The following is a 25,822-nucleotide window of genomic DNA, read 5'->3' as shown; positions in this document are numbered from 1 at the left end:
GTCGCTTCCGCCGGTGATCGCCGCGATATCCCATGGTTGGTAAGGGACGTCGCACCGGCGTGCTGCCGTGTTGAGCCCGTGGTAGGGGGTGAGCGGACTGCCGAACCTGCACCGATGGACCGCGTATGCCCCGACGCCGGGAAGGCGGCGTTCACCCGCTGAGTCCACTGCATTGTGATTCAGCTTTCGCTGCACGGAGTATCGCTGAGTTGCCGTTCGTCGCGCCGGCTTCGGCCCGCGCGGCAGCCGGAAGGAGGACCACCATGACCACTGAACTTCCCGCGGGTTGGTACCGCGACGCGCGCGGCGCCCAGAGTTACTGGGACGGACATCAGTGGAACACTCCCGCACCGCCGTCCGCGCCGCCGGGGCCTGCACCCGGCGCCCCGCCAACCTACGGGCCCCCGCCGGCCGCCGGACCACCGCCCGCATCGTCCGGCGATGTCACCCAAGCCGTCGGTGTCCCCATGCCTGCCGCGGTGAACCAGGCCGCGGCCGCATTGCGCAGCATGGGCGTGTCCAAGGCGATGCTGCCGGCCGGACTGATCTACGGCGGCCTGGTATTCGCGCTGCTGTCCCTGTTCATGCGCTGGACGACGGTGTCGGCCGACATCCCGTTGATCGGGTCTATGAACATAGACGCGAGCCCCTTCAAAACCGTCTGGATGGTGCTGCCGCTGCTGCTGATCGCTGCGGGCTCCTGGCTGGCGTGGCCTCTGCTGGCCCGTCGCCCGGTGCCGATGAAGCGACTGGCCGGTTTGGTCGGCGTGGCCGCCGGCCTGGTCGTGTGCTGGCTGATCGGCCTGATCAACTACTTCAACGGTGCGAGTTCGGCGGCCAGCGGACTCGGTGACGACTCGGACGCCGACATCAACTCCATGATCGAGGTGTCGATCAACTTCGGCTTCATCCTGTTCACCCTTGCCGTCGCGGCGCTGATCGCCGGCGTGGTGGGGCTGTGGCGCGACCGACGGGTCACCGCCATACCCACGGTGCCGTCCGCGCCCGCGGCGCCGCCACCCCCGCACGGACCGGGGCCGCTGGGACCGCCGCCGTACGGACCCGCGCCGAGGGCCTGAACAGCGATCAGCGGATCGCCATCGGCTCGCCGGGGCTCGCACCGGCCTCGGCGGCTTGGCGCGCCGCGTCCAGCAACTCGCCGAGCTGCAGCGGGTACACCGTCTCCCCCGACGCGGCGAGCTCGGCGATGGCGTCGGCGTCGCACCAGCGGTGGCCGTGGATGTAGCGGCGCTCCAGCGCGGTGCGCCCATGTATTGACGGCTCGAAACGCATTGTGCGGTAAACGAAGTAGAACTCCCGGCTGCGCATCACCGAACCGTTGAAGTCGATCACCGATTCCCGGCGCCACAGCGGCCCGAGCAGTCCCGCGGCGTCGGCGATCAGCCCGGTCTCCTCGGCCAGCTCGCGAACCGCGGCGTCGGCGAGCTCTTCACCGGCGAGCACCTGGCCACCGACGGTGAACCACCAGCGCCGCGCCTGGCCGTCGGGCTGAGCCGGATCGGACCCGCACAGCAGCAGCACAGCTCCGGACTCGTCGAGCAGCACGATCCGCGCCGACGTGCGCGGATCGGCCGCAGCGGCAACCTCGCCGATGCGCTCGGCGATTTCGAAGTAGTGGGGCGCGGCCGCGTGTCCGCCCAGGTGCAGGCGCCGGACCAGGGTGCGGTCCCGCAGCGCCAGGGTGTCGCGTACGGCGTCGTTGTGGAACCGCCGCGCCAACAGCACCCGGGCCTCGGCATCGGCCAGCTCGGCCACCAGCGGAGCCGGCAGCACGGCGGTGTCGATCATCGACAGGCCCGCGGACAGCTCGTTCTCCCCCTGCTCGCGCAGTGACCGCGGGGCCCGCTCGGCGATGTCGGCCAGCATCGTCAGCTTCCGGCCTTCCGTTGTGCCCGGGTAGGCGTCGGCGGCGATGGCGCGCACCACCACGGCGCGTCGGGCCAGGGCCGCATCGAGGGCCTGCCAGGACAGGTCGTAGCGCACGTGCAGCCGGTCCAGCCGGTTGGCGGTCTGGAAGGCCCAGGTGCCGAGCACCAGCAGCACCACGATGACCAGGACCAGCAGCGCGACGAGCAGCCAGACCATCATGAGCCGGCCACCGTCACGCTGACACCGGGCGCGGCGACGGTCTCGTAAACCCGCATGATCTGGTCGGCCACCACTGACCAGTCGTAGCGCGCCACCGCCGCCGTCGCCGCGGTCACCAGCGCGTCGCGCTCGGCGCCGTCGTCGATGACGCCGATGACGGCCCGGGCGAGCGCATCGGCGTCGCCGATGGGCACCAGCACGCCGCACTCACCGTCGCGCAGCACCCGGCGGAAGGCGTCCAGGTCGCTGGCGACCACCGGGGTCCCGGCAGCCATCGCCTCCACCAGCACGATGCCGAAGCTCTCGCCGCCGGTATTGGGCGCGACGTAGACGTCTGCGCTGCGCAGCGCCGACGCCTTTTCCTCGTCGGACACCTGCCCGAGGAAACGCAGATGGCCGGCGAGGTCGCCGGCGGATTCGGTCAGCGCCTGCTCGTCACCGCGGCCGACGATCAGCAGCTCCAGGTCCGGGTAGTGCGCCACCAGCGCCGGTAGCGCCGCCATTAGCGCGTCCATCCCCTTGCGCGGTTCGTCGAACCGGCCGAGGAACAGCACCGACCGTCCCGGGCGCGGATAGCCCGCCAACAGGGGCGCCTCGGCGAACGCGGCGACCGGGACCCCGTTGGGAATCTCCACCGCATCCGACCCCAGTGCCTCCATCTGCCAGCGCCGGGCCAGGTCGGACACCGCGATGCGGCCGATGATCTTTTCGTGATAGGGCCGCAGCACCGCGCCGAACACCGACAGCGTCAGAGACTTGGTGGTCGAGGTGTGAAACGTCGCCACGATCGGTCCCTCGGCGGCCTGCAGGGCCAGCATCGACAGGCTCGGCGCGTTCGGTTCGTGCAGGTGCAGGACGTCGAAGTGCCCGTCGCCGATCCATTTCTTCACCTTGCGGTGGGTGGCCGGCCCGAACCGCAACCGCGCCACCGAACCGTTGTACGGGATGGGCACGGCCTTGCCGCCGGACACGACGAAATCCGGCAGGCTCGCGCCGCGCGAGGACGGCGCCAGGACGCTGACGGTGTGCCCGCGCTCGCGGAACACCTCGGCCAGCTGCAGGACATGGGCCTGCACCCCGCCGGGGACGTCGAACGAATAGGGGCAGACCATTCCGATGCGCATCAGGATTCCTGTTTGCTCAGCTCGGCTCGGCGAGTCGGGCCCGGCGCTCGTCGGACAGGTCGGCGATCCACTGCGGCTGCAGCATGTGCCAGTCCTGCGGATGCGCGGCGATCCGTTCGGCGAACACGTCGGCCAGCGCCTGGGTGATGGTCGCGACGTCACCGGAACTGGTGTCCAACGCGGGCAGGACGTCGACGACCCAGCCGTCCGGTGTGTTCCAGCAGTGCGTGGGATGCAGCGGGGCGCCGGTTTCGACGGCCAGTCGCGCCGGGCCGGCCGGCATCCGGGTCTGCTCGCCGAAGAACTCCACCTCGACCCCACGCCGGGTCAGGTCGCGGTCGGCCAGCAGGGCGATCATGCCGTTGGCCCGCAGCCGGTCGGCCAGTACCTCCATCGGCGGCCGGTCCCCACCGGTCAGCGGGACGATCTCGAAGCCGAGGGATTCCCGGAACTCCAGGAATCGCCGGTACAGCGATTCCGGTTTCAGGCGTTCGGCGACGGTGGTGAATCGGCCGTAGCGCGCCACGACGGCGAAGCCGCCCATGTCCCAGTTGCCGCTGTGCGGCAGGGCAAGAATCATGCCCGTACCGCCGGCCAGGGCCGCGTCGAAGTGTTCCCGGCCGCGCAGGACGCCCTCCAGTTGGACGCGCAGTTTGTCCTGGTCCATCGACGGCAGCCGGAACACCTCACGCCAGTACCGGGCGTAGGACTCCAGCGACGCCAGGATCAGGGCGTCGGGCACCGCGGCGGGGGCCACGCCGAGGACCCGGGCCAGGTTGCGGCGCAGCTGCTCGGGGCCGTCGCCGCGCGCGGCGTAGCGGGCCCCGAGGTCGAATGCGGTGCGGGCCACCGGGTCGGGGAGGGCGCGGACGAGCTGCCAGCCCGCCGCGTACCCGAGGTCGCTGATCCGCTCGCCGATTCCGCTCACGTCGCGGGCCCGGGCATCGGACTGTCGGGGGCGGCGCTGTCCAACGGAACCGGATCGGTCGCGCCCGGCGAAGTCCGTACCGAGTACACCCGCTGGGCGACGGTGATCAGGCTCAGCGCGGCCAGTCCCCACATGGCGATCGCCAGGACCAGCGGTTGCGGGTGGCCGGGGATATCGGAGAAGCAGGCACCGACCAGCACGATGATCAGCCGCTCCGGGCGTTCGATCCAGCCGCCGTCGCCGCGCAGACCGCTGGCCTCGGCGCGGGCCTTCACATAGGAGATGACCTGCGAGGTGACCAGGCAGATCACGGTGGCGATCACCAGCGATTTGGATCCCAGCCCGTAGCCCGCCCACCAGGCCAGCGCGGCGAACACCGCGCCGTCGCTGATCCGGTCGCAGGTGGCATCCAGCACGCTGCCGAAGCGGCTGCCGTGGCCGCGTTCCCGGGCCATCGCGCCGTCGAGCATGTCGGCCAGCACGAAGAACCAGATCACGAACGACCCGATGAACAGCTCGCCCCTCGGGTACATTGTCAACGCGGTCGCCACCAGGCCCGCGGTACCCAGCAGGGTGATCGCGTCGGGCGTGAAGCCGAGTTTGAGCGCGGCGCGGGCCACCGGCCGGGACAGCTTGGAATAGGCCGCCCGGGTGAGGAAGTAGATGTCGCTCACGACGTCTGCGCCGCCCATTCCGTGGCGAGCAGTGTGCGGGTGTCGCGCAGCAGCTGCGGGATCACCTTGGCCTCGCCGATGACGGTGATGAAGTTCGCGTCCCCGGACCACCGCGGAACGACGTGCATGTGCAGGTGCTCGGCCAGCGAACCACCGGCGGGTTTGCCCAGGTTCAGCCCGACGTTGAAGCCGTCGGGGCGGGAAACGGCCTTCATCACCCGGATCGCGCGCTGGGTGAACGCCATCAGCTCGGCGGACTCGGCGTCGGTAAGGTCCTCCAGCTCGGCGACCCGGCGATACGGCACCACCATCAGGTGGCCCGGGTTGTACGGGTAGAGGTTGAGTACGGCGTAGACGAGTTCACCGCGGGCGACCACCAGGCCCTCTTCGTCGCCCATCAGCGGGATGTCGGTGAACGGCTGCGTGGAGGCGGCCGAGCCGGAACGGTCCTTGACCGCCCCAACGATGTAGTCCATCCGGTAGGGCGTCCACAGCCTCTGCAGGCGGTCCGGCTCGGTCACGTCGCCTCGCTGACGTCGAGCAGCTCCGCGGTGGGCGCCTCGTTGCGCCGGGCCTGCACCCAGTCGGTGATGGCGGCGACCGCCGCTTCGCGGGGCACGCCGTTGATCTGGGTGCGGTCGGCGAACCGGAAGGAGACCGCCCCGGCCTCCACGTCGCGGTCGCCGGCGAGCAGCATGAACGGCACCTTCAGGTTCGTCTGGTTGACGATCTTCTTCGCCATCCGGTCGTCACTGGCGTCGACCTCGGCGCGAATCCCATTGCCGCGCAACGCAGTCACCACCGCCTCGAGGTAGCCGATGTGCTCGTCGGCGACCGGGATGCCAACCACCTGCACCGGCGCCAGCCAGGCGGGGAACGCTCCGGCGTAGTGCTCGGTGAGCACCCCGAAGAACCGCTCGATGGAGCCGAACAGTGCGCGGTGGATCAGCACCGGCCGCTGCCGGCTGCCGTCGGCGGCGGTGTACTCCAGGTCGAACCGCTCGGGCATGTTGAAGTCGAGCTGGATCGTCGACATCTGCCAGTTGCGGCCCAGCGCGTCACGCACCTGCACGGAGATCTTGGGCCCGTAGAACGCCGCCCCGCCCGGATCGGGCACCAGGGTCAGGCCGGAGGACTCGGCCACCTCGCGCAGCGTCTCGGTGGCCTCGTCCCACATTTCGTCGGAGCCCACGTACTTGTCGGGATCCTTGGTGGACAGCTCCAGGTAGAAGTCGTCGAGGCCGAAGTCGGCCAGCAGCTCCAGCACGAAGCCCAGCAGCGAGGCCAGCTCGTCGCGCATCTGCTCGCGGGTGACGTAGATGTGCGCGTCGTCCTGGGTCATACCGCGGACCCGGGTCAGCCCGTGCACGACGCCGGACATCTCCTTGCGGTAGACGCTGCCGAATTCGAAGAGCCGCAACGGAAGTTCCCGGTACGAGCGCCCGCGGGACCGGTAAATCAGGTGGTGCATCGGGCAGTTCATCGGCTTGAGGTAGTAGTTCTGCCCGGGCTTGCGGACGGAGCCGTCCGGGTTGTACTCGGCGTCCAGGTGCATGGCCGGGTACATGCCGTCGGCGTACCACTCCAGATGGCCGGAGGTGACGTAGAGCTGTTCCTTGGTGATGTGCGGGGTGTTGACGAACTGGTAGCCGGCCGCAATGTGCTTACGCCGTGAGTAGTCTTCCATCTCGGAGCGGACCACACCGCCGCGCGGATGGAAAACGGCCAGACCGGAACCGATTTCGTCGGGGAAGCTGAACAGGTCCAGCTCGGCACCGAGCTTGCGGTGGTCGCGGCGCTGAGCTTCCTCGATGAGTTCCAGGTGCCGATCCTGCGCTTCCTGCGATTCCCACGCGGTGCCGTAGACGCGCTGCAGACTGGCGTTGCTCTGGTCGCCGCGCCAGTACGCCGCGGAGCTGCGCAGCAGTTTGAACGCCGGGATGTAGCGCGTGGTCGGGATGTGCGGCCCACGGCACAGATCGCCCCAGATGCGTTCGCGGGTGCGCGGATTGAGGTTATCGTAGGCGGTCAGCTCGTCGCCGCCGACCTCCATGATGTCGGAGTCGCCGGACTTGTCGTCGACGAGCTCGAGCTTGTAGGGCTCGCCGGCCAGCTCCGCGCGGGCCTCGTCCTTGGAGGCGTAGACGCGCCGGTCGAACAGCTGACCGTCCTTGACGATCTGGCGCATCCGCTTTTCCAGCTTCTCCAGATCCTCCGGGGTGAACGGCTCGGCGACGTCGAAGTCGTAGTAGAAGCCGTCGGTGATCGGCGGTCCGATGCCCAGCTTGGCGGACGGGAACAGGTCCTGGACGGCCTGGGCCAGCACGTGGGCCGCCGAATGCCGGATCACCGAACGCCCCGTCTCGGTGTCCGCGGCGACCGGGGTGACCTCGGCGTCGGTCTGCGGGATCCAGCTCAGGTCGCGCACGGTGCCGTCGAGTTCGGCGACCACGACGACGGCGCGTGGGTCGCCACGCCCGGGCAGTCCGGCTTCGCGGACCGCGGCACCGGCGGTAGTCCCGGCCGGCACCCGGAGCGTCGATACGGCGTCGGGTTCGGCGGGGGCACTCATGGCTGCTCTTTCGGGTAGGGGGGGTGGGCGTTGATCATGCTATCCGCCCGGACCAGTCGCGGACGGTCCCGGCTTCCCGTCACGGCTGGCCCGGCTTCAGCTTCAGGAACAGTGCGTGAGCCTCGGTCAGCAGCTTGTCGCCGTCGTAGAGCTGCGCCTCGACGACGGTCTTACGGCCTTCCTGCGAGCGCAACCGGGCCACGATGTCGAGCCGCTTCTGGACCGGGACGATCGCCCGGTAGTCGATGTGTAGGTAGGCGGTGCGCTGGGTGAACTCACCGGTGAGCACGGCGGCGGTGTAACCGAGCACCGAGTCGAACAGCAGCCCGAGGGTGCCGCCGTGGGCGGCGCCGTTGCGGCCCAGGTGGAACCGGGAGAAGCGGACCCAGCCGGTCACCGTGTTCTCGTCGACGGGGGTGAGTTCGGCGGGTACGCCCAGCACGTTGCCGCGGTTGGGCAGATCGAAGCGGCGGCCCGACGGGGAGGACCATTCGTCGGCGTCGTAGGGCGCGAGCAACACCGATATCTGTTCGAGCAGGTCCGCGGCGGTGCTGATCACGTCGTCGGGGGCATCGACGGCGCGGGCGTGGTCCTGGATGGCCCGCACCGCCTCGATGAACCTGCCGTAGTCCGGGCCGCCCTGGGCGGTGGGCTCCGGCATGTTGAATCCCCCGCCGGGGTGTCCGGCGGCGTTATCGGTGGTCACGACCGTTGACGGTAGCGCGTGCCGCCGCGGCGGCCTTTCCGGCCACCCGCCGGGGCCGCGGGCGCTACATTCCGGAGGTGTCCAGTCGACTGTCGCTACACCGGATGCGGGCGGTGCTGGGCACGGAGCTGAACGCAATCCGGCGAAGTTCGCCCGATGTCGACCCGGCCGACATCGCCGGTTTCACCCTGCCGCTGTTGGTCCGCGCCGCGGGCGTGCTGGCGGTCGGGATGGTGCCGCTGCTGGTGATCCGCAACGGCAGCGAAGACAACGCGGAGCTGGTGCCCATTCTGTCGTCGATCGCCCTGATGGTGATCTGCGCGGCGGTGGTGTCCTGGCTGATGTCGGTGGTGCTGTCCGGGCTGGTGGTGATGATGTTGTACCGGACCCGAGCGTCGACGTCGTCGCATCTGGTGATCCGCGTCCTGCGGGAGTCGTTCCTGAGGGTCAACGACGCCACCTCGGCGCTGGTGTTGCTGGTGTTGGTGGCCGGGATGTTGTCGCTGGCGTTCGGGTTGCCGATCCGGTCCGGCGACGACAACGCCAACTCGGTGCTCGACGACCTGCTGGCCGCGCAGCTCGGCGTGCTGATCTTCGCCCTCGGATTCGCGTTTCTGGCCGAGTCGATCCGCTCAGCGGCCGACATCGTCGATGACCAATCGCCGTTGCTGGCCTGGCCCTGGGCACTGCTGATCGCCTCGCTGAGCTGGGTGCTGGCGACGGTGGCCGGGCCGTTCGAGGCGACCCGCATGCTGTCCATCCTGCTGCACGACTGGCTGCCGGCCGAGGTCGACGGGATTCCGCGGGATGAGCTGATCGCGGAGATGGTGCCGGCCGGTGCACGCTGGTGGCTGGCCTTCGGCCCGCTGCCGGTAATCACCGCGTTGTGGGCCTATGAGGCGTGGCGCAACGGCGGCCTGGTGGCGCTGCGTACGTTCCTGTCCGCTTTCTACCCGGACGATCACGACGAGAAGCAGGAATGATGCCATGACCGTGCGCCGATGGACTCTGGTCGCTACCGCGGCGGTGCTGCTGTCCGGCTGTACCCATCCGGTGCCCGGGCAGCCGGTCGCCGCGGAGGCCACCGCAAGCACCACCGCGTCCAGCAGCGCACCGGCGCCGGCATCGCTGCCCGACGCCGCGTCGCTGCTGCTGCCCAGCGGGTCGACGACTCCGGTCGGGACGGCCACCCAAACCTTCGTGGGAGCCAACTACTACACGTCCGCCGATCCGGCGAGCTGCGCCGCCGCGGTGTTGTTCAAGAATTCGCCACTCATCCCGGCCGGGTCGGTCCAGCACGCGGAGAGCGGCTACACGCTGAACGGCACCGCGATGATGGCCGAATCCGCGGACACCTACATCGCCGCGCTCGATGTCAACAAGCTGCGGCTCGACGCATTCAGCGCGGTCAGCTCGTGCAGTGGCGGAGCGGTCGGGATTTCGCCGCTGGGAACCAGCCCGAGTATGCGGCTGACCCAGTTCGCCATGGGCGACGGCACGGTGGTCTGGTCGATGCTGCAATCGGGCTGGAACTGTGACTACGCCATGATCGCGGTGCCGCACGCGGTCGTGATGCTGTCGATGTGCGACGCCACCGCCGGGTTCGCCATGTCGGATTGGGCCGATCAACGACGGGCGCAGCTGCTGACCCAGATGAACTGACGTCAGCGGACGATGACCGTGGACGGTTCCCGCGGTGCGCCCAGCATGCCGCGGTGCGAGGGCGGCACCCGGCCGCCGTCGTCGGTGATGCCGTATCCGGCGGCCGCCTCGGCGCCGATCAGGGTCCTGCCGGACAGGGATTTCAGCTGCGGATCGCGGTGCAGCGCATCGATGAGCCGTCCGGTGAACTGCGGTGTCTCGGCGTGCTGCGCGGTGGCCGCCAGCGCCGCCGGATGCCCGTCGAACGCCCGGACCAGCCGCTCGGTGAGCAGGATGCCCATCCAGATCGAGATTGTCGTGACGTCGGTGTCGGCGAAGTCCACCGCCATGTCGGCGGCCATCTTGTCGACGCCGGCCTTCTGCGCGCCATAGGCCGGGCCGTGCATGTACACCACGGACCCGGGCGATGAGGTGAACACGATCAGCGGCGCCCGCCCGGCCAGCAGCAGCGGTGCGGCGTGGTAGGAGGCCACGTAGGCCGAGCGCAGCCCGACGTCGAGCACGTCGGCCAACTCCAGCGGCTTGCGCCAGAACGGGGCCGGGTCGGTCAGCCGGTCGCTGATCACCGCCGCGTTGTTGACCAGCAGGTCGAGTCGGCCGGCGTCGGCTCCGACCCGGTCGAACAGCGCGGCCACCGCGGCGTCGTCACGGTGATCGACGACGGCCGCGATCCCCTCACCGCCGGCGGCGGTGACGGCGGTGGCCGCGACCTCCAGCGTCGCGGCGTCACGGCCGGTGAGATAGACCCGCCAACCGGCGGCGCCGAGAGCTTCGGCGATGCCGCGTCCGGCGCCCCGGCTGGCGCCGGTCACCACCGCGATGCGGGATGTGTCGCTGTGGGTGCTCAAGCGTCGATGCAGACCCCGGAGTCGCGGATGGTGTTGCCGTACACGTTGGCGGTGGCGATGTTCGCATTGATCTGGCCGGCCGGCAGCTTACGCTTCATCTTGTCGCTGATCTGCGTGAACTGGTACCAGAGGTGGTAGATCGAGTCGCCGTTGTACAGCGGCGAGTATTCGCTCTGATCCGGGTAGTTGATGATGTAGAGGGTGTGGGCGCGCGGTTCCAGGAACGTCGCGGACTGGTCCAGATTGGCGATCACGGTGTTGCCCGCGCCCTGCACCCCGGGGGCGGTCCACACGTCCTTCTGCTGGCCGAGGAACTTCTGGAAGCCGTACACCCCGCCCATCAGCTGGTCGTACTGGGCGTTGAACCACTGGCAGGATTCCCGCTGGGCGTCCACCATCTCCGGGGTGACCCGGTTCTGCCACAGGCTCGTCGGCCACACCGAGTAGTTCGGCTGCCAGTCCGAGGGGTGGGGCTGGAACGGCGGCAGCGATGCGACCTCGTCGGCGTGTGCGGGCGAGGCGAGCGTGCCGAGGCTCAGGGCGGCGGCGCCCAACGCGATACCGATCCGACGCAATCCGCTGTTCCAATGCAAGACCATTGTCCGATTATCCAATCCCGGGGCGCTCCGTTGGCCCGTATGGCGGGAAATGTTAGCTGGCAGCGGCTCTCGGGCGTCCGCTACCCGCTATCGTCGGCACTCACGTGCCGCCGGACCGGTCGCTGCGGGGGTGGGGTCACCGACTTCACCGAGTACGGGTTGCCCGCGGACCTTGAGCGGGACCTGTGGGCCTGGCAGGAGCATTTCGACGCGAACTTCCACCGGGAGACCGATCTGGGCCTGACGACGGCCTAGCAGCTCATCTCCGCCACCACGTCCTCGGCGGAGGCGGGCCGCAGGTCCCACGCCTCCAGCGAGACGCACAGCGACCGGATACCCGACCGTCGCTCGGCGGAGTGCGTGTGCCCGTGGATCAGCCACTGGCCGAAGTTGCGCAGTTGCCACTGCTCGAATTCCTCGCGTGAAAACCGGTCCGGGGTACCGGAATACGGGAAATGCGACATCAGCACGCCGGTGTCGCCGACCTTGGTGCGGGCCATCTGCTGCACGGTGGCGAACACCTCGGTGTAAGCGGGAAAGTGCCGCTGAGCCTTGCGGTGCATGGGGTGCACCGGGTCGTGGTTGCCGGTGACCAGATGCATCGGCACCGCGAGCGTGCTCAGCTGCTCCAGCGCCGACGCCATGGATCCCACCCCGCCCGAGCAGATGTCACCGAGCACCCACAGTGTGTCGGTGGCCGGATCCAGTTCGCTCAGCGCCGCCAGCACCGCGGCGTCGTGATCGGCCACGGTGCCGAACCCGCGCAGCCCGGCCAGCTTGGGGTGCGCCAGGTGCAGGTCGGCGGTGAAGTAGTGCACGCGCAAATGGTGTCTCAGCGTTTCGATCGGCGCGAGCGAGTTTCCGGGCGATGCTCGACACCAACGTGCTGCGAAGAAGGCAAAACCCCCTGACGAGGGGGTTTGTGGTGGTCCCGGCTGGTTTCGAACCAGCGACCTTCCGCGTGTGAGGCGGACGCTCTCCCACTGAGCTACGAGACCGGGAGCGTCGGCGTCGTGACGAGCCGAACGACGCCGAAGGTTAGCACGATCGGCGCCCCCTCTGAAATTCCGGTCTGAGGCTGCTGCGCGCGGACTTACGGTTGACCAGTGAAGAAGTTCGCCCTCACCGCCGGTACCGCGGCCCTGCTGACCGTCGGCACCCTGAGCGCTCCGACCGCAGCCAACGCCGCGTTCCAGGCGTTCAGCTCCCCCAGCGGCAACATCGGCTGCTATATCTCCGGCGGCTCTGCGCGATGCGACATCCGGGACCGGGACTGGACCCCGCCGCCGCGGCCCGCGGACTGCAACCGGCACACCTCCTACGGCCAGGGGCTCTTCGTGCGCACCCACGGCCAGCCGGATGTGGTGTGCGCCGGCGACACCGCCTTGACCACAGAGAACCCGCTGGCCTACGGCAGCTCGATGACCGTCGAAGGCATCACCTGCCTGAGCCAGGAGTTGGGAATGCGCTGCACCAACACCGACGGGCACGGGTTCGACATGTCGCGCCAGGGCTACCGCTTCTTCTGAACTGTTCACCGCGGTGCCGGATCCCCGAAACCCGTCGTGAACAAGAGATTTGTGCACACCAGCGGGCGTCGACTATGGTCGTCCTGCGCGACGGACGACGATCTCGCCCGTAGCACGCGGATGTAGCGCAGTTGGTAGCGCATCACCTTGCCAAGGTGAGGGTCGCGGGTTCGAATCCCGTCATCCGCTCGAGGGTGTGATACACATCAACCCCAGCGGTGGAGTGGCCGAGTGGTGAGGCAACGGCCTGCAAAGCCGTGCACACGGGTTCGATTCCCGTCTCCACCTCAGATTTACCCCCGCGCGATTAGCTCAGCGGGAGAGCGCTTCCCTGACACGGAAGAGGTCACTGGTTCAATCCCAGTATCGCGCACCACGCACGCTTGACCTGCGAAAACATGCATTCCCGACGTTGTTGTCGATACTGGGATTGAACCAATGCCCTCACGAACCACCTGGTCACCGAGGGTGTCCGCTATGCCGGCGACGAGACCAATCTTCTCCCCTGGGTGAACCGCGCCGCCCGGCGGTGCACTCGGTGCACGTGGCCGCGGGTCCGGTGCGGCGCATCCCCCAGATGCATCGGATCGGCGTAGAAGACCTTTTTGGTCACCTCGACCAGCACCAGGTAGGCGACGGTCAGCGCGGCCAGCGCGGCGAAGAACTGCCAGGGCAGCGGCGTGAAGCCCAGATCCCCGGCCAGCGGTGAGACCGTGAGCAAGATCCCGATCGCGATCACCGCGAAGGTGGCCGCGGTCAGCGCCGCACTGGGCCGGCTGCGGAAGAACGGGATCCGGCGGGTGCGGATCGCGAAGATGATCAGCGTCTGGGTGGCCAGGGACTCCACGAACCAGCCGGTGCGGAACTCGGTCGCCCCGGCGTGCAGTACCCCGAGCATCAGCCCGAACGTCACAAAGTCGAACAGCGAGCTGATCGGCCCGAAGGTGAGCATGAACCGGCGGATGAACGCGATGTTCCAGTGCGCGGGCGCGTGCAGCTGCTCGGGATCGGCGTTGTCGGTGGGGATCGCCAGCTGCGAGCTGTCGTAAAGCAGGTTGTTGAGCAGGATCTGACTGGGCAGCATCGGCAGGAACGGCAGCAGCGCCGACGCGGCGGCCGCGCTGAACATGTTCCCGAAGTTGCTCGACGTCCCCATCAGAACGTATTTGATGGTGTTGGCGAAGATCCGCCGGCCCTCGGACACCCCGGCGGCCAGTACCGACAGGTCCTTCTCCAGCAGCACGACGTCGGCGGCGTCCTTGGCCACGTCGGTGGCGGTGTCGACCGAGATGCCGACGTCGGCGGCGTGCAGTGCGAGCGCATCGTTGACCCCGTCGCCGAGGAACCCGACGGACCGGCCGATCTTGCGCTGCGCGGTGATCAGGCGCGCCTTCTGCTCCGGGGAGATCCGGGCGAAGATGGTGTGGTTCTGCGCGGCGGCGCCGAACGCGTCGTCGTCCAGACCGTCGAGCTCAGCCCCGGTGACGGTGCCCTTGGACGCCAGACCCAAATCCGCACAGACCTTTTCGGCGACCAGCGGGTTGTCGCCGGTGGCCACCTTCACCTCGATACCCAGCGTGGCGAGTTCGGTCAGCGACGCCCGCGCGGCGGGTTTGGGGTTGTCGGCGAACACCAGGAAGCCCAGCAATGCGAGGCCGGACTCATCCGCGGCGGTGACTGCGGTGAGATCCGGGGCCGGTTTGCTCGCCACCGCGACGACCCGGGCACCGCCGGCGAACAGGCCGGTCAGCGTGGTCTGCGCATCGTCGGGTAGCTCGGTGCAGTCGGCCATCACCTGCTCGGGGGCGCCCTTGACGATCAGCGTCCGCCCGGCGTCGTCGTCGATGAGCACCCCGGTGGCACGACGGGTGTGATCGAACGGCAGGGTCGCCACCCGTCGGGCCGAACCGACCGTGCCACCCGCACTGGGTGACTCCCACAGCGCGGCGTCGAGCGGGTTGGCGCAGCCGCCGCCGGAGGCCAAGTCGGCGTCGCTGCACAGCAGGCCCGCCCGCAATACCGACTCGGAGTGCCCGCCGCCGGGCTCGATGGCGTCGAGCAAGGTGATGCGCCCCTCGGTGAGGGTGCCGGTCTTGTCGGTGAGCAGCACGTCGAGATCCCCGAGGTCCTCGATGCACACCAGCCGTTTGACCAGCACCTTCCGCCTCGCCAGCTGCCGGCTCCCGGTGGCCAGGCTGGTGGAGACGACGGCGGGCAGCAGCTGCGGGGTGATCCCGACGGCGATGGCCAGTGCGAACAGCACCGAGGTGATGACCGGCCGCTGCAGCAGCAGGTTGGTGATCAGAATCAGCACGGTCAGCGCGACCGCCACCCACAGCAACAGCTTGGAGAAGTCCCGCAGCCCGGCCTGGAACGCGGTCTCCGGTTGTTGCTGCGACAGACCGGCGGCGATGCGGCCGAACTCGGTGGCCGCGCCGGTCGCGTACACCACCGCGACCGCGTCACCCGCGCTGACCACCGTGCCCATGAACGCCAAGTCGGTACAGTCGGCCAGCGCGGTGTCCCCCACCACCGGCGGCACGGACTTCGCCGCGGCCACCGCCTCCCCGGACAGGATGCTCTCGTCGCATTCGAGTCCGTCGGCCTCGATCAGCCGCACATCGGCTGGCACGATCTCGCCGAGCGCCAGCCGGATGACGTCGCCGGGCACCAGATCGGTGACGTCCACCGTGACGAACCGCCGGTCGCGGCGGACGACGGCGTCGTGGTGCACTCGCGAGTGCAGGGCGGCCGAGGCGCGTTCGGCGCGGTATTCGTTGACGAAGCCCAGGCCGATGCTGGCGGCCAGGATGATGCCGATGATGATCGACTGGGTGCTGTCACCGAGGAAGAACGACACGACGGCGGTGGCAGCCAGCAGCCCCAACACCGCGCTGTGCAGTTGGCGGCCCAGCACGGCCAGGGCGCTGACCCGGTGGGTGCGGACGGCGTTCGGGCCGTACTGCTGCAGCCGGGCCTGAGCTTCGGCGCCGGTCAGGCCGTCGGCGGTGGCGCCCAGCAGGCTCAGCGTCTGCTCGACGGTCGCCGGGGCGACCTGCGCGGCCGTCGGTGCCATCAGCCAGCCTCCTTCAACCGCCGGACGCGGACCGGCGCGGTGATCCTAACGCCGCTTCGCCGGCGCCACGGCTCGGCGGATCACCGGCGGTCGCCGGACACCCCGGCCGGGTTGTGGGATCATCCCTGACATGCGCCGACGCTGTCTGTCCCTGTTGATCACGCTCGCCACCGTCGCGGCGACGCTGGGCGCCGGGACCGCCACTGCCACCGACGCCCCGATCGGGCACCTCGCCGACACGTTGCGCGTCGTCAACGACGCCCAGGGCATCGTCGCCGACGTCACCGTCGTCAGCGTCGAGCAGTCCGAGGTGCCGCCGGGCTTCGGGAACCCGCCGAAGTGGCCGCGCGAGGAGGTGTGGAAGGCCCGGGTGGTGATCCAGGCCGTCAAGGTTCCGCACCCGCATTCGATGGCGACGACGTTCGTCTTCAACGGGGTGACCCCGACCGGTGACGCGTACCAGCCGCGCAACAGCGATGCCCCCGACGCGCTGCAGTACGCGTTGCTCAACGCCCCGCAGGGGTCGACGGTGACCGGCTATGTGTTCTGGGACTGCTACCGCGATCTGGTCAACCACGTGGTGCTGACCGATCGGCAGACCGGGTTCCACCTGGCCCAGTGGGATCTGTAGGCCCGGTGACCGTCGGCCCCGCCGGGATCGACGACGTGGCGGCGCTGGCCGAACTGGCCGCTGAGACGTTCCCGTTGGCCTGTCCCCCAACGGTTCCCGACGACGACGTCGCCGGGTACATCGCCACCCACCTCGGCGCCGAGCACTTCGCCGGCTATCTGGCCGATGCCGACTGCACCGTGCTGGCCGCCCGCTCCGGTGACCGAATCCTCGGATACACCATGCTGATCCGCGGCGAGCCCACCGATCCGGTTGTGGCACAGTCGGTTCCCGGACGGCCGACGATGGAACTGTCGAAGATGTACGTGCGCGCCGACGCGCACGGTTCCGGGGTGGCCACGGCGCTGATGGCAGCCGCGATCGACGCCGCCCGCTACGACGGGTTGGCCTCCGTCTGGCTCGGGGTCAATCAGCGCAACGCCCGCGCGCAGGCGTTCTACCGCAAGAGCGGCTTCACCGTCTGCGGCACCCGCACCTTTGCCCTCGGCGGGCACGTCGAGCAGGACTTCGTGCTGGCCCGACCGCTCGGATCTCGCGCGCGGCGATCGGTAGGGTACGAGCAGCAAGTCCGGTGACCGGTCGGGAATTTCGGCGGCCGGAGTTTTCAGGGGGAATACGAGATGACGGGCACGCCGTACGGCTACGGGCCACAACCACCCGGACCCGGCGGCTACCCGCCGCCCGCCCGCTATCCCGAGGGCCAGTACCCGGGCTACTCGCAACCCGGATACCAGGCACCTCCCGGCTACGGACCACCCGGGGCGTACGGGCAACCCCCGTTCGGGCAGCCACCGTTCGGGCCGCCGATGTACGGCCCGCCTCCCCGCCCACCGCGAAAGCCCAAGGAACGCAAGCCGCTTTCACCCAAGCTGAAGAAACGGCTGATCGCCGGCGCCGCCGTCGTGGTGGTCATCGCGCTGGCGGCCGGCGGCATCGCGTTCTGGCGGAATTACACCGCAGAGCGGGAAGCCAAGCGGATCACCGATTTCGCCAATGGGTTGCAGGTGCTCGCCGTGATCCCGGTCGGCAAGCGCCCGCACGGGGTCGTGTACGACCCGGGCACCGGGTTGGTGTACACCGTTTCCGGCGCGACAGGGACCGGATACGACGACTCCGAGAAGACCATCTCCGTTGTCGATGTCAACGCCCAGTCCGTCGTTGCGACGATCCCCGTCGGAGGCGACCTGGGAGCCGTCGGCATCGATCCCGGAGCGGGATCACTGTTCGTCACCCATGCCACCGGCGCGAATTCCACGGAAATCGCCGTTATCGACCTGAAGACCAGAAGCGTCGTTGGATCCATCGCGACAAGCGGGCGTTGGGATGACTTCGTCGTCGATGCCGTCAATCATCAACTTTGGGTTGTCCCACGGTCCGGCAATACCCTCTCCGTTGTCGACACCAACACCCGGCAGCCGCTGTTCACCGTGCCGACCTCGGGTGACGCCTCATTCGACGGTATCGGCGTCGATGGCGAGCGTCACCGCGCCTACTACAGCTATTCCACCGGCAGTGGTTCGTACAACACCGCGTTCACGGTGCTCGACTCCACCTCGGGAGAGGAAATCGCGGACTTCCCGATCGACTGCAGAGGACTGAGCGCAATGATCTTCGACGGGGCCGGAAATCCCATCGGCCTCAGCGGCAGCAACATGTGCGTCGTCGACGTCGCGGGCCGTTCCGGTAACGACTTCTACCTTCCCCGTGACCTGTTCTACCAAGCCTATGACCCCGAATACGGCCTGATGTTCGCCACCAACCCGTACGCGAACGTCGTCACTATCGTGCAGCCTGCCCAACAGCGCAGCCTGCGGACCATCGACACCACCGACCCGCTGGGCGTCGTCGTCGATACCGCCCAACACAGGATCTACGTGGCCAACAACAAGTCGAGCACCCTGACCATCATCGGCACCCCCGGAAGCTGACCGCCCGCTATGCCGGCCCCGGCAGCTCCATCCCCGCGGCGGTCAGGGCGAGCAAGCGCGACGTGGCGCGCAGATACTTCTTGCGGTACCCGCCCGCCAGCATCTCCGGGCTGAAGATGGTGTCCAGCTTCTCCCCCGACGCCACCACGGGAATGCCCGCGTCATAGAGCCGGTCGGTGAGGGCCACCAGCCGCAGCGCCACGCTCTGGTCGTCCAGCGCGTGCACGCCGGTGATGAACACCGCCGACACCCCTTCGATCAGCGCCAGGTAGCGCGACGGGTGCATGGTCGCCAGGTGCGCGCACAGCGCGTCGAAGTCGTCGAGCGTCGCCGCGTCGACGGCGGCGGCGCGGGCGGTCACCTCGTCGTCGCTCAGCGGTTCAGGCGCCGGCGGCAGTCCGCGGTGCCGGTAGTCCGGGCCCTCGATGCGCACGGTGGTGAAGATCGCCGACAGTGTGTTGATCTCCCGCATGAAGTCCTGCGCGGCGAAGCGGCCCTCGCCGAGCTGCTCGGGCAGGGTGTTCGACGTCGCCGCGATCGACACCCCGCGCTCGACCAGTTGCGACAGCATCCGGGACACCAGCGTGGTGTTGCCCGGGTCGTCGAGCTCGAATTCGTCGATGCACACCACGGCGTAGTCGGCGAGTAGGTCGATGCACTCGGTGAAGCCGAACACCCCGGCCAGCTGGGTGAGCTCGCCGAACGTCGCGAACGCCGCGGGCGCCGGGCCGGCGGCCAGCGTGTAGTAGATGGACGCCAGCAGGTGGGTCTTACCGACGCCGAACCCGCCGTCGAGGTACAGACCGACGCCGGTGCCGGGCTCACGCTTGCCGAACATCTTGCGCTTGCCCTCGCGCTGTTTGGCGGCCTCCTCACAGAACCGGCGGCAGAACCCGACGGCGGCGGCCTGGGTCGGCTCGCCGGGATCCGGGCGGTAGCTGTCGAAGCTCACATCGGCGAATGTGGGCGGCGGAACCAGCCCGGCTATCAGCCGCTCCGGGGAAACCGTGGGGTGCCGATCTGTCAGGTGGGCGGGAGCGGGCATGGCCAGAACTGTATCGACGTGCTGCAATCTTTCCTGTGGCCGAACCTGACGCTGGGACGAAACTCACACTGCTCGGCGATACCGACACCGTCTCGCCCGACGCACTGCCGGACCTCTACGCCTACCCCGAGCCGCTGTCCCGCTGCTGGGTGCGGTCCAACTTCATCACCAGCCTCGATGGCGGCGCCACCCTCGACGGCGTCTCCGGCGGTCTCGCCGGCCCCGGAGACCGGGCGCTGTTCAAGGTGCTGCGCGAACTGGCCGACGTGGTGCTCGTCGGCGCGGGCACCGTCCGGATGGAGCACTACGGCGGCGCGGTGCTCTCGGCGGCAGCCCGGGCCGCCCGGCAGCGGCGCGGTCAGGCGGAGCTGCCGCCGATCGCGATCGTCACGGCGAGTGGCCGGCTGGACCGGGACATGAAGGTGTTCACCGCCTCCGAGGTCACCCCGATCGTGTTGACCAGCGCCGACGTCGCCGTCGACACCCGCAGCCGACTGTCCGGAGTCGCCGACGTGCTGTCCTGCTCGGACCGGGACACCGCAACCGTCGACCTGGGGGTGGTGCTCGACCGGCTCGCGGCCAAGGACCTGCTGCGGGTGTTGACCGAGGGCGGCCCGACGCTGCATGCGGCGTTCATCGAATCCGACCGGCTCGACGAACTGTGCCTGACGATCGCGCCGACGCTGGTCGGCGGCTCGGCCCGGCGCATCGCCACCGGTCCCGGCCAGATCGACGCCGGCTACACCCGGGCTCACCTGATCGCCGACGACGCCGGCTACCTCTACACCCGCTATGTACGTGCATGAGGGTCTGCGACACCCTCGCTAGGCTGGCAGCATGAGTCGCCGCGCCCGACGGGCCGTCCTCCCGCCCGCCGTGTTCGCCGCGGTACTGCTGGCCACCGCGTGCGCCCCCGGGCTGACCGTCGCGCCGGAATACGCCACCGACTCCGGCGGCCATGGTGCCCAGGTCCAGCACACCGACACTCCCCCGCCGGGCCCCCCGGGGATCACCCCGCCCAACAACGATTTGTCCTGGGGCCCGTGCACCGGCCCGACCGTCACCGGGGCTCCGGCCGGCGTCACCCTGGAGTGCGCCACCTTCGAGGCGCCACTGGACCCGATCAACGGCACCAAGGGCCAGATCACCATGGGTGCGGTGCGCGCCCGATCGGCCCAGACCCCCGCTGACGCCGGCCCGGTCGTGTTCACCACCGGCTCGGATCTGCCCAGTTCCGAACAGCTGCCGGTATGGCTGACCCGCAGCGGCACCGACATCCTCAAGAGCCATCCGGTGGTCGCCCTCGACCGTCGCGGCACCGGCCGGTCCCAGGCGGTGACCTGCCGGGATCCGTTCGAGCGCGCCGAGATGTTCGACCAGGCCCAGTTCGAGTCCGGCGACGACCCGGTGGCCAAGCTCGGCGCCGTCACCATGACCGCCACCACCAACTGCACCGACACCATCTCCCCCGGAGATTCGGCGTACAACAACGCCCACGCCGCCGAAGACCTGGAGAAGCTGCGCAGCACCTGGGATGTTCCGGCGCTGGCGCTGATCGGCGTCGGCAACGGGGCCCAGGTGGCGCTCAGCTACGCCTCCGCGCATCCGGACAAGGTGGCCCGGCTGGTGCTCGACTCGCCGCTGCCGCTGGCGATCAGCGCCGAGGCCGCCGCCGAGCAGTCCGCCGCGGGTGCCCAGGCCTCCATCAATGCATTCGCCACCCAGTGCGCGGCCGTCAACTGCGCCCTGGGACCGGACCCGAAGGGCGCCGTCAGCGCGCTGATCACCGACGCGCAGCACGGCCGCGGCCCGGGCGGCGTGTCCGCGGCCGCACTGGTCAGCGCGATCGTCGACGCGCTGGGCTACCCGGTGGGCACCGGTCCGGAGAACACCGTCCGGCTGGCCAACGCCCTGGCCGCCGCCCGCAACGGTGACCCCGGAGGGCTGGATGCCCTGGTGCAGGCCGCCGAGGCCCGCTCCGACGACGGGGCGTTCATCAACCGTTGCTCGGACGCACTGAACCGCCCGACGCCCGACCGGGTCCGCGAGCTCGTCGTCGCCTGGGGCAAGAAGTATCCGCAGACCGGTGCCGTCACCGCTCTCGACCTGGTCAAGTGCCTGAACTGGCCCAGCGGTTCGGTGCCCGAGGAGCCCAAGGAACTCAAGGTCGACGTACTGCTGCTGGGGGTGGCCAACAACCCGGTCATCGGATCCGACGGGGTGGCCGCCACCGCGGCGGCGGTGATCAACGCCGGCGCCGGCAACCGACGGGTGATGTGGCAGGGCATCGGCAATGGCGCCATCGTGAACTCGGGCTGCGCCATGAATTCGGCGCTGAGCTACATCGGTGACGGGAAGCTGCCCGACACCGACACGTTCTGCCCCGCCTGACACGGGCCCGCCCGCGCCGCGGTGTACGGTGCGGACGTGACGGCTGCCGATTCGAAACCCATGTCGGTGCGAAGAACCCTGTTGGCCCCGTTCCGGCCGCGCACCACCCCGATGGACACCGCGAGCGTGGTGCGCTTGGCGCTCTGGCCGCTTGCCATCATGTCGATCATCCACCGCGCCTACGTGCTGTCCACCTGGGGCGCGGTGACCAATGACTTCGCCCCGGTGTACCGGGCGGTGTCGAATTTCCGACGCAGCATCGTCATCTACAACGAGCACTTCAACTACGTCGACCCGCACTACCTGTATCCGCCGGGCGGAACGCTGCTGCTGGCCCCGTTCGGCTTCCTGCCGGAGTTCGCGTCGCGCAACTGGTTCATCGCCATCAATACCGTCGCGATCATCGTCGCGGCGTGTGTGCTGGTGCGACTCTTCGGATTCCGGCTGAGTTCGGTGGCACTGCCGGCGCTGCTGCTGGCTATGTTTTGCACCGAATCGGTGACCAACACCCTGGTGTTCACCAACGTCAACGGCTGTGTGCTGCTGGCCGAGGTGCTGTTCTTCACCTGGTTGCTGCGGGGCACCAACCGCGGCCAGTGGCTGGCCGGTGTCGCGATCGGTCTGACGTTGGTGCTCAAGCCGGTTCTGATCGTGTTGCTGCTGCTGCCGTTGCTCAACCGGCAGTGGCGGCCTCTGGTCGCGGCGTTGGGGGTGCCGGTGGTGTTCAACGCGGTGGCATGGCCGCTGTCGGCGGACCCGATGGGCTTCGTCCACAACACCGTGCCCTACATCTTCCAGACGCGGGACTATTTCAACTCGTCGATCACCGGCAACGGCATCTACTACGGCTTGCCGCACGCGATGCTGCTGGGGCTGCGGCTGCTGTTCGTCGTGCTGGGCGCGGTCAGTCTGTGGCTGCTGTATCGGTATTACCGCGAGCGTGATCAGCGCTTCTGGATGCTGACCTCGTCGGGGGTGCTGCTGACCACGTCGTGGCTGGTGTTGTCGCTGGCGCAGGGCTACTACTCGATGATGCTGTTCCCGTTCCTGATGACAGTGGTGCTGCCGAATTCGGTGCTGCGCAACTGGCCCTCGTGGTTGGCGGTGTACGGCTTCATGACGATGGATCGCTGGCTGATGTGGCGCTGGCCGACCACGGGCCGGTTCTTGGAGTATATGAAGATCACCTACGGCTGGTCGCTGCTGATGGTGGTGGTGTTCTGCGTCCTGTTCTTCCGGTATCTGGACGCCAAGGAGGCCGGCCGGCTCGATGACGGTATCGACCCGCCGTGGATGACGGCCCCTCCCGAGGATGCGGACGTACCAGAGAACACGCCCTCAACTTCCCCCCGTCAGTAAGCCCAGGGCGATTTTCCGGCCTTAGATTCATATGGTCATTGCAACGTCCCTGTTCAGGAAGGTTGCGTATGACTCCGGCTTATCCGCGTGCGATGCGGCGAGAGTTTTTCGATCGGGTGTGCCTGGGCGCGACGCTTCGTGAGGCCGGGTACCAGGTTGGCGTGTCAATCCAGACCGGTTGGAGGTGGTGGGATGAAGCTGGGTCGATGCCCTTGCGATGCGGAACGGGTTCGGCCACGGGTCTGGCTGAGCCTGGTGATCCTGACAGGCCAGGTGGGTATGGGCATCGACTCAGCCTCGATGAGCGCATCGCGATCATGCGCGGCCGCGACGCTGGGCAGACGTATCAGGAGATTGCTGAGAAGATCGGCCGTGACCGTAGCGTCGTGTGGCGCGAGGTACAGCGCAACCGCAACGCCGACGGCGATTACCACGCTGGGATGGCACATTCTCGTGCTGCCCTGAAAGCCAAGCGGCCCAAGGAATTCAAGCTTCAAGACCGCGCATTGTGCGCCCAGATCGAAAACTGGATGGACGACGGGTGGAGTCCGAAGCTGATCGCCGATGTGTTGGCCCGCGACCACCCGGATGACAAGCTGGCGCAGGTGAGCCACGAAACGATCTACCAGTGCCTCTACGTGCAGGGACGGGGCCAGCTGCGCGCTGATCTGAACAAGTGCCTGTCGACTAAACGTGCCGCGCGCAAGTCCCGGGGACATCAGGAGCGCCGCGGCAAGTTCCACGATGTGTACACCATCCGCGACCGCCCGGCCGAAGCCGAAGACCGGGCGGTACCCGGGCATTGGGAAGGTGATCTGATCCTGGGGAAGGAGTGCGCCAGCGCGATCGGCACGCTGGTGGAGCGCAGCACCCGGTTCACGATCCTGCTGCACCTGCCGGTCGACCACACCGCAGAGTCAGTGGCCACGACGATGATCGAGGCCATGAGCGACCTGCCCCAGCATCTGCGTCGCACCATCACCTGGGACCGAGGCGCGGAGATGGCTCGCTGGCGCGACATCGACATGCAGCTGCAGGCCCCGGTCTACTTCTGCGATCCGCATTCACCGTGGCAGCGCGGCAGCAACGAGAACACCAACCGACTGCTGCGGCACTGGTTCGAAAAGGGCGCTGACCTGTCGAAATTCACCAAGGCCGACCTCAAGCGGGTCCAGGACACCCTCAACAAACGACCCCGGCCCACCCTCGACCTCGACACCCCCGCCCAACGGCTCGCCGCCCTGCTCAACGACGCCGCCTGACCCCGGGCAACCAAGGCCCACCCACGGCTCGCCGCGAGTGGCTCAGAAAGGCCGCTTGCCGGGTGCCAGGGGAGGCGCGGAACCGACGGCCGGCTCCCAGTCCTTGAAGTCATCGGGCCAGAGGCTGGTGCGGCTGGACTCGTCGTAGAAGCCAGACTCCTCGCCACCGCGGAGCATCTCGGCGTTGCGCCGTGCACGTTCCTCAGCATCGGGCACCCCAAGACACGCGTACGGGTGCTCGGCCATCAAGTGATGACTCCCTTGCCGCCGCCCTTGCACGCGCCCAGCGTATGCCCAATCACCGGCCCTTGATCACCACGAGAGCAGCGATGTTGCACTAACCGCTTGACAATGCCGGCGATTTTTCGCCACAGGCTTACTGGCGTCCAGCGCGGACGCCAGGATCTCCACCGCCGCTGATCGGTGAAGTGTGACAACCGGATGCCGAGAGCAAAATTCCGGGCATGGAGGAACCATTCATCGGTGCCGAGGCCCTCGCCGCCGGGCAGCTGACGCGGCACCGGCTGCGAACCCGATTCCGGGCCATCCACAAGGGGATCTACGTCGGTGTCGACATACGGCCCACGGCGGTGCTGCGCGCCAGGGCTGCGTGGGTGCGATCGCGGCGCCGCGGCGTGCTGGCAGGCTTCTCCGCGGCCGCACTCCACGGAGCACGGTGGATCGATCCGAGCCGACCGGCCTATATCGACGACGGCAACCACCACCCAGAGCGGGGGATCGTCGCGTGGGGCGACGCCGTCGATCCCCGCCATCGACGCGCTCGCCCGGGCAACCCGGCTGACCCGCGAGGGGCTGACTGCGGCCCTGCCCCGGTACGGCGGTCGCAAAGGGATCGTCCGGGCGCGCGAGGCACTCGCGTTGGTGGACCCGGGCGCGGAGTCGCCGAAGGAGACCTGGCTGCGGCTGCTCTTCCTCACCGCGGGCTACCCCTGGCCGGAGGCGCAGTGCCCCATCCACAACGAGTTCGGGATGCTGATCGGCCACGCCGACGGAGGTTGGCGCGACAAGAAGATCGCCTACGAATACGAGGGCCTGCACCACACCGATATCGAGCGGCTTCGCCACGACATCTGGCGGATCGATGCGATGCGCGAGATGGGGTGGATCGTCATCCGGGTGACGCGCCACGACGGTGAGGCCGCGATTCTGGGCAGGTTGGCAAAGGCCTGGGCGTCGCGAGCGAGCGTAGGAGAACCGTGTCGGCCCGGGCCGTGGCCAGCCCCCGAGTTCCGGCGCCGGTAAGCGCATGGCGATTTTCCGGCGGCATTGTCAAGCGGTTAGTGCAACATCGCTGCTCTCGTGGTGATCAAGGGCCGGTGATTGGGCATACGCTGGGCGCGTGCAAGGGCGGCGGCAAG

Annotated in this window: 24 protein-coding genes, 4 tRNA genes and 1 pseudogene; 15 read left to right on the top strand and 14 right to left on the bottom strand. The window is 68.8% G+C overall.

The genetic code is table 11. From position 1 onward, the window contains the following. Window positions 1-263: 263 nt before the first annotated feature. Window positions 264-1,079, top strand: coding sequence for a DUF2510 domain-containing protein (locus tag G6N16_RS11445; RefSeq protein ID WP_133052979.1), 816 nt, complete (start codon window positions 264-266; stop codon window positions 1,077-1,079). Window positions 1,080-1,086: 7 nt separating this feature from the next. On the opposite strand, the gene G6N16_RS11440 is transcribed toward G6N16_RS11445, so the two are convergent. The 7 genes from G6N16_RS11440 to G6N16_RS11410 all read right to left on the bottom strand — a co-directional run bounded on the left by G6N16_RS11440 (window position 1,087) and on the right by G6N16_RS11410 (window position 8,068). Further along, a complete protein-coding gene (locus tag G6N16_RS11440) occupies window positions 1,087-2,109 on the bottom strand; it encodes an NUDIX hydrolase (RefSeq protein WP_083032574.1) in 1,023 nt (340 codons plus the stop codon). Then, window positions 2,106-3,233, bottom strand: coding sequence for a glycosyltransferase family 4 protein (locus tag G6N16_RS11435; RefSeq protein ID WP_083032573.1), 1,128 nt, complete (start codon window positions 3,231-3,233; stop codon window positions 2,106-2,108). Before G6N16_RS11435 ends, G6N16_RS11440 begins: the two co-directional genes overlap by 4 nt. Before the next feature lie 16 nt (window positions 3,234-3,249). Further along, window positions 3,250-4,161: a phosphatidylinositol mannoside acyltransferase gene (locus G6N16_RS11430; protein WP_110810928.1), complete on the bottom strand. Its 912-nt coding sequence runs from the start codon at window positions 4,159-4,161 to the stop codon at window positions 3,250-3,252. Further along, on the bottom strand, window positions 4,158-4,835 hold the full coding sequence (gene pgsA, locus G6N16_RS11425) for a phosphatidylinositol phosphate synthase (RefSeq protein ID WP_083032606.1): 678 nt from the start codon (window positions 4,833-4,835) through the stop codon (window positions 4,158-4,160). Before pgsA ends, G6N16_RS11430 begins: the two co-directional genes overlap by 4 nt. Further along, the gene (locus G6N16_RS11420; protein ID WP_083032605.1) at window positions 4,832-5,311 is read right to left on the bottom strand and encodes an HIT family protein; all 480 of its coding nucleotides are present in this window, start codon (window positions 5,309-5,311) and stop codon (window positions 4,832-4,834) included. The genes pgsA and G6N16_RS11420 overlap by 4 nt, the downstream gene beginning before the upstream one ends. 41 nt (window positions 5,312-5,352) lie before the next feature. Further along, complete coding sequence (gene thrS, locus G6N16_RS11415) at window positions 5,353-7,407, bottom strand: threonine--tRNA ligase (protein WP_083032570.1); 2,055 nt, start codon at window positions 7,405-7,407, stop codon at window positions 5,353-5,355. A gap of 79 nt (window positions 7,408-7,486) precedes the next feature. Beyond that, a complete protein-coding gene (locus G6N16_RS11410) occupies window positions 7,487-8,068 on the bottom strand; it encodes a PaaI family thioesterase (protein ID WP_083032603.1) in 582 nt (193 codons plus the stop codon). A gap of 122 nt (window positions 8,069-8,190) precedes the next feature. Here G6N16_RS11410 and G6N16_RS11405 point away from each other — a divergent pair, with 122 nt between their 5' ends. Together G6N16_RS11405 and G6N16_RS11400 are read left to right on the top strand one after the other, a co-directional pair. Then, entirely contained in the window at window positions 8,191-9,096 is a 906-nt protein-coding gene (locus tag G6N16_RS11405) for a hypothetical protein (protein WP_234805961.1), read from the top strand. A 4-nt stretch (window positions 9,097-9,100) separates the two neighbouring features. Then, a complete protein-coding gene (locus G6N16_RS11400) occupies window positions 9,101-9,775 on the top strand; it encodes a hypothetical protein (protein WP_110810927.1) in 675 nt (224 codons plus the stop codon). Window positions 9,776-9,777: 2 nt separating this feature from the next. Here the strand turns inward: G6N16_RS11400 and G6N16_RS11395 are convergent, their stop codons facing one another. From G6N16_RS11395 to G6N16_RS11380, 4 genes are all read right to left on the bottom strand, one after another. Then, entirely contained in the window at window positions 9,778-10,623 is an 846-nt protein-coding gene (locus G6N16_RS11395) for an SDR family NAD(P)-dependent oxidoreductase (protein ID WP_083032566.1), read from the bottom strand. Beyond that, window positions 10,620-11,222 (bottom strand): hypothetical protein, encoded by a 603-nt coding sequence (locus G6N16_RS11390; RefSeq protein ID WP_083032565.1) that lies wholly within the window; start codon window positions 11,220-11,222, stop codon window positions 10,620-10,622. The genes G6N16_RS11395 and G6N16_RS11390 overlap by 4 nt, the downstream gene beginning before the upstream one ends. Before the next feature lie 251 nt (window positions 11,223-11,473). Next, complete coding sequence (locus tag G6N16_RS11385; protein ID WP_083032562.1) at window positions 11,474-12,040, bottom strand: metallophosphoesterase; 567 nt, start codon at window positions 12,038-12,040, stop codon at window positions 11,474-11,476. A gap of 105 nt (window positions 12,041-12,145) precedes the next feature. Beyond that, window positions 12,146-12,220: transfer RNA gene (locus G6N16_RS11380), tRNA-Val, on the bottom strand. Between the two features lie 108 nt (window positions 12,221-12,328). On the opposite strand from G6N16_RS11380, the gene G6N16_RS11375 reads away from it, so the two are divergent. The 4 genes from G6N16_RS11375 to G6N16_RS11360 all read left to right on the top strand — a co-directional run bounded on the left by G6N16_RS11375 (window position 12,329) and on the right by G6N16_RS11360 (window position 13,127). Continuing rightward, entirely contained in the window at window positions 12,329-12,751 is a 423-nt protein-coding gene (locus tag G6N16_RS11375; protein WP_234805960.1) for a DUF6636 domain-containing protein, read from the top strand. A gap of 116 nt (window positions 12,752-12,867) precedes the next feature. Next, window positions 12,868-12,940: transfer RNA gene (locus G6N16_RS11370), tRNA-Gly, on the top strand. Between the two features lie 28 nt (window positions 12,941-12,968). Beyond that, window positions 12,969-13,039: transfer RNA gene (locus tag G6N16_RS11365), tRNA-Cys, on the top strand. A 13-nt stretch (window positions 13,040-13,052) separates the two neighbouring features. Beyond that, window positions 13,053-13,127 (top strand) — tRNA-Val (locus G6N16_RS11360). A 99-nt stretch (window positions 13,128-13,226) separates the two neighbouring features. Here G6N16_RS11360 and mgtA read toward each other — a convergent pair. After that, the gene (mgtA, locus tag G6N16_RS11355) at window positions 13,227-15,827 is read right to left on the bottom strand and encodes a magnesium-translocating P-type ATPase (protein ID WP_083032560.1); all 2,601 of its coding nucleotides are present in this window, start codon (window positions 15,825-15,827) and stop codon (window positions 13,227-13,229) included. Window positions 15,828-15,957: 130 nt separating this feature from the next. Between mgtA and G6N16_RS11350 the strand changes: the two genes are divergently transcribed. From G6N16_RS11350 to G6N16_RS11340, 3 genes are all read left to right on the top strand, one after another. Beyond that, window positions 15,958-16,458 carry a hypothetical protein gene (locus G6N16_RS11350; protein WP_083032559.1) on the top strand — a complete coding sequence of 167 codons (501 nt, stop codon included), beginning with the start codon at window positions 15,958-15,960 and terminating at the stop codon, window positions 16,456-16,458. A 5-nt stretch (window positions 16,459-16,463) separates the two neighbouring features. Next, complete coding sequence (locus tag G6N16_RS11345) at window positions 16,464-17,033, top strand: GNAT family N-acetyltransferase (protein ID WP_234805959.1); 570 nt, start codon at window positions 16,464-16,466, stop codon at window positions 17,031-17,033. 327 nt (window positions 17,034-17,360) lie between these two features. Further along, window positions 17,361-18,386 carry a YncE family protein gene (locus G6N16_RS11340; RefSeq protein ID WP_133052978.1) on the top strand — a complete coding sequence of 342 codons (1,026 nt, stop codon included), beginning with the start codon at window positions 17,361-17,363 and terminating at the stop codon, window positions 18,384-18,386. A gap of 7 nt (window positions 18,387-18,393) precedes the next feature. On the opposite strand, the gene zapE is transcribed toward G6N16_RS11340, so the two are convergent. Continuing rightward, the gene (zapE, locus tag G6N16_RS11335; protein WP_083032554.1) at window positions 18,394-19,431 is read right to left on the bottom strand and encodes a cell division protein ZapE; all 1,038 of its coding nucleotides are present in this window, start codon (window positions 19,429-19,431) and stop codon (window positions 18,394-18,396) included. A 35-nt stretch (window positions 19,432-19,466) separates the two neighbouring features. Between zapE and G6N16_RS11330 the strand changes: the two genes are divergently transcribed. The 4 genes from G6N16_RS11330 to G6N16_RS11315 all read left to right on the top strand — a co-directional run bounded on the left by G6N16_RS11330 (window position 19,467) and on the right by G6N16_RS11315 (window position 24,443). After that, window positions 19,467-20,237 carry a pyrimidine reductase family protein gene (locus G6N16_RS11330; RefSeq protein WP_264025143.1) on the top strand — a complete coding sequence of 257 codons (771 nt, stop codon included), beginning with the start codon at window positions 19,467-19,469 and terminating at the stop codon, window positions 20,235-20,237. A 31-nt stretch (window positions 20,238-20,268) separates the two neighbouring features. Then, entirely contained in the window at window positions 20,269-21,822 is a 1,554-nt protein-coding gene (locus G6N16_RS11325) for an alpha/beta fold hydrolase (protein WP_083033967.1), read from the top strand. Window positions 21,823-21,843: 21 nt separating this feature from the next. Continuing rightward, entirely contained in the window at window positions 21,844-23,181 is a 1,338-nt protein-coding gene (locus G6N16_RS11320) for a glycosyltransferase family 87 protein (protein ID WP_083033969.1), read from the top strand. Between the two features lie 68 nt (window positions 23,182-23,249). Further along, entirely contained in the window at window positions 23,250-24,443 is a 1,194-nt protein-coding gene (locus G6N16_RS11315) for an IS30 family transposase (protein ID WP_163787790.1), read from the top strand. 42 nt (window positions 24,444-24,485) lie between these two features. Here the strand turns inward: G6N16_RS11315 and G6N16_RS11310 are convergent, their stop codons facing one another. Then, complete coding sequence (locus G6N16_RS11310; protein WP_163787791.1) at window positions 24,486-24,689, bottom strand: hypothetical protein; 204 nt, start codon at window positions 24,687-24,689, stop codon at window positions 24,486-24,488. Between the two features lie 218 nt (window positions 24,690-24,907). On the opposite strand from G6N16_RS11310, the pseudogene G6N16_RS11305 reads away from it, so the two are divergent. Further along, a pseudogene (locus G6N16_RS11305) lies at window positions 24,908-25,706 on the top strand (hypothetical protein). The last annotated feature ends 116 nt before the right edge of the window (window positions 25,707-25,822 follow it).

The organism is Mycolicibacterium insubricum, from assembly GCF_010731615.1.
In the GTDB taxonomy this organism is placed as follows: domain Bacteria; phylum Actinomycetota; class Actinomycetes; order Mycobacteriales; family Mycobacteriaceae; genus Mycobacterium; species Mycobacterium insubricum.
This window is presented reverse-complemented; position numbering and strand designations above follow the sequence as displayed.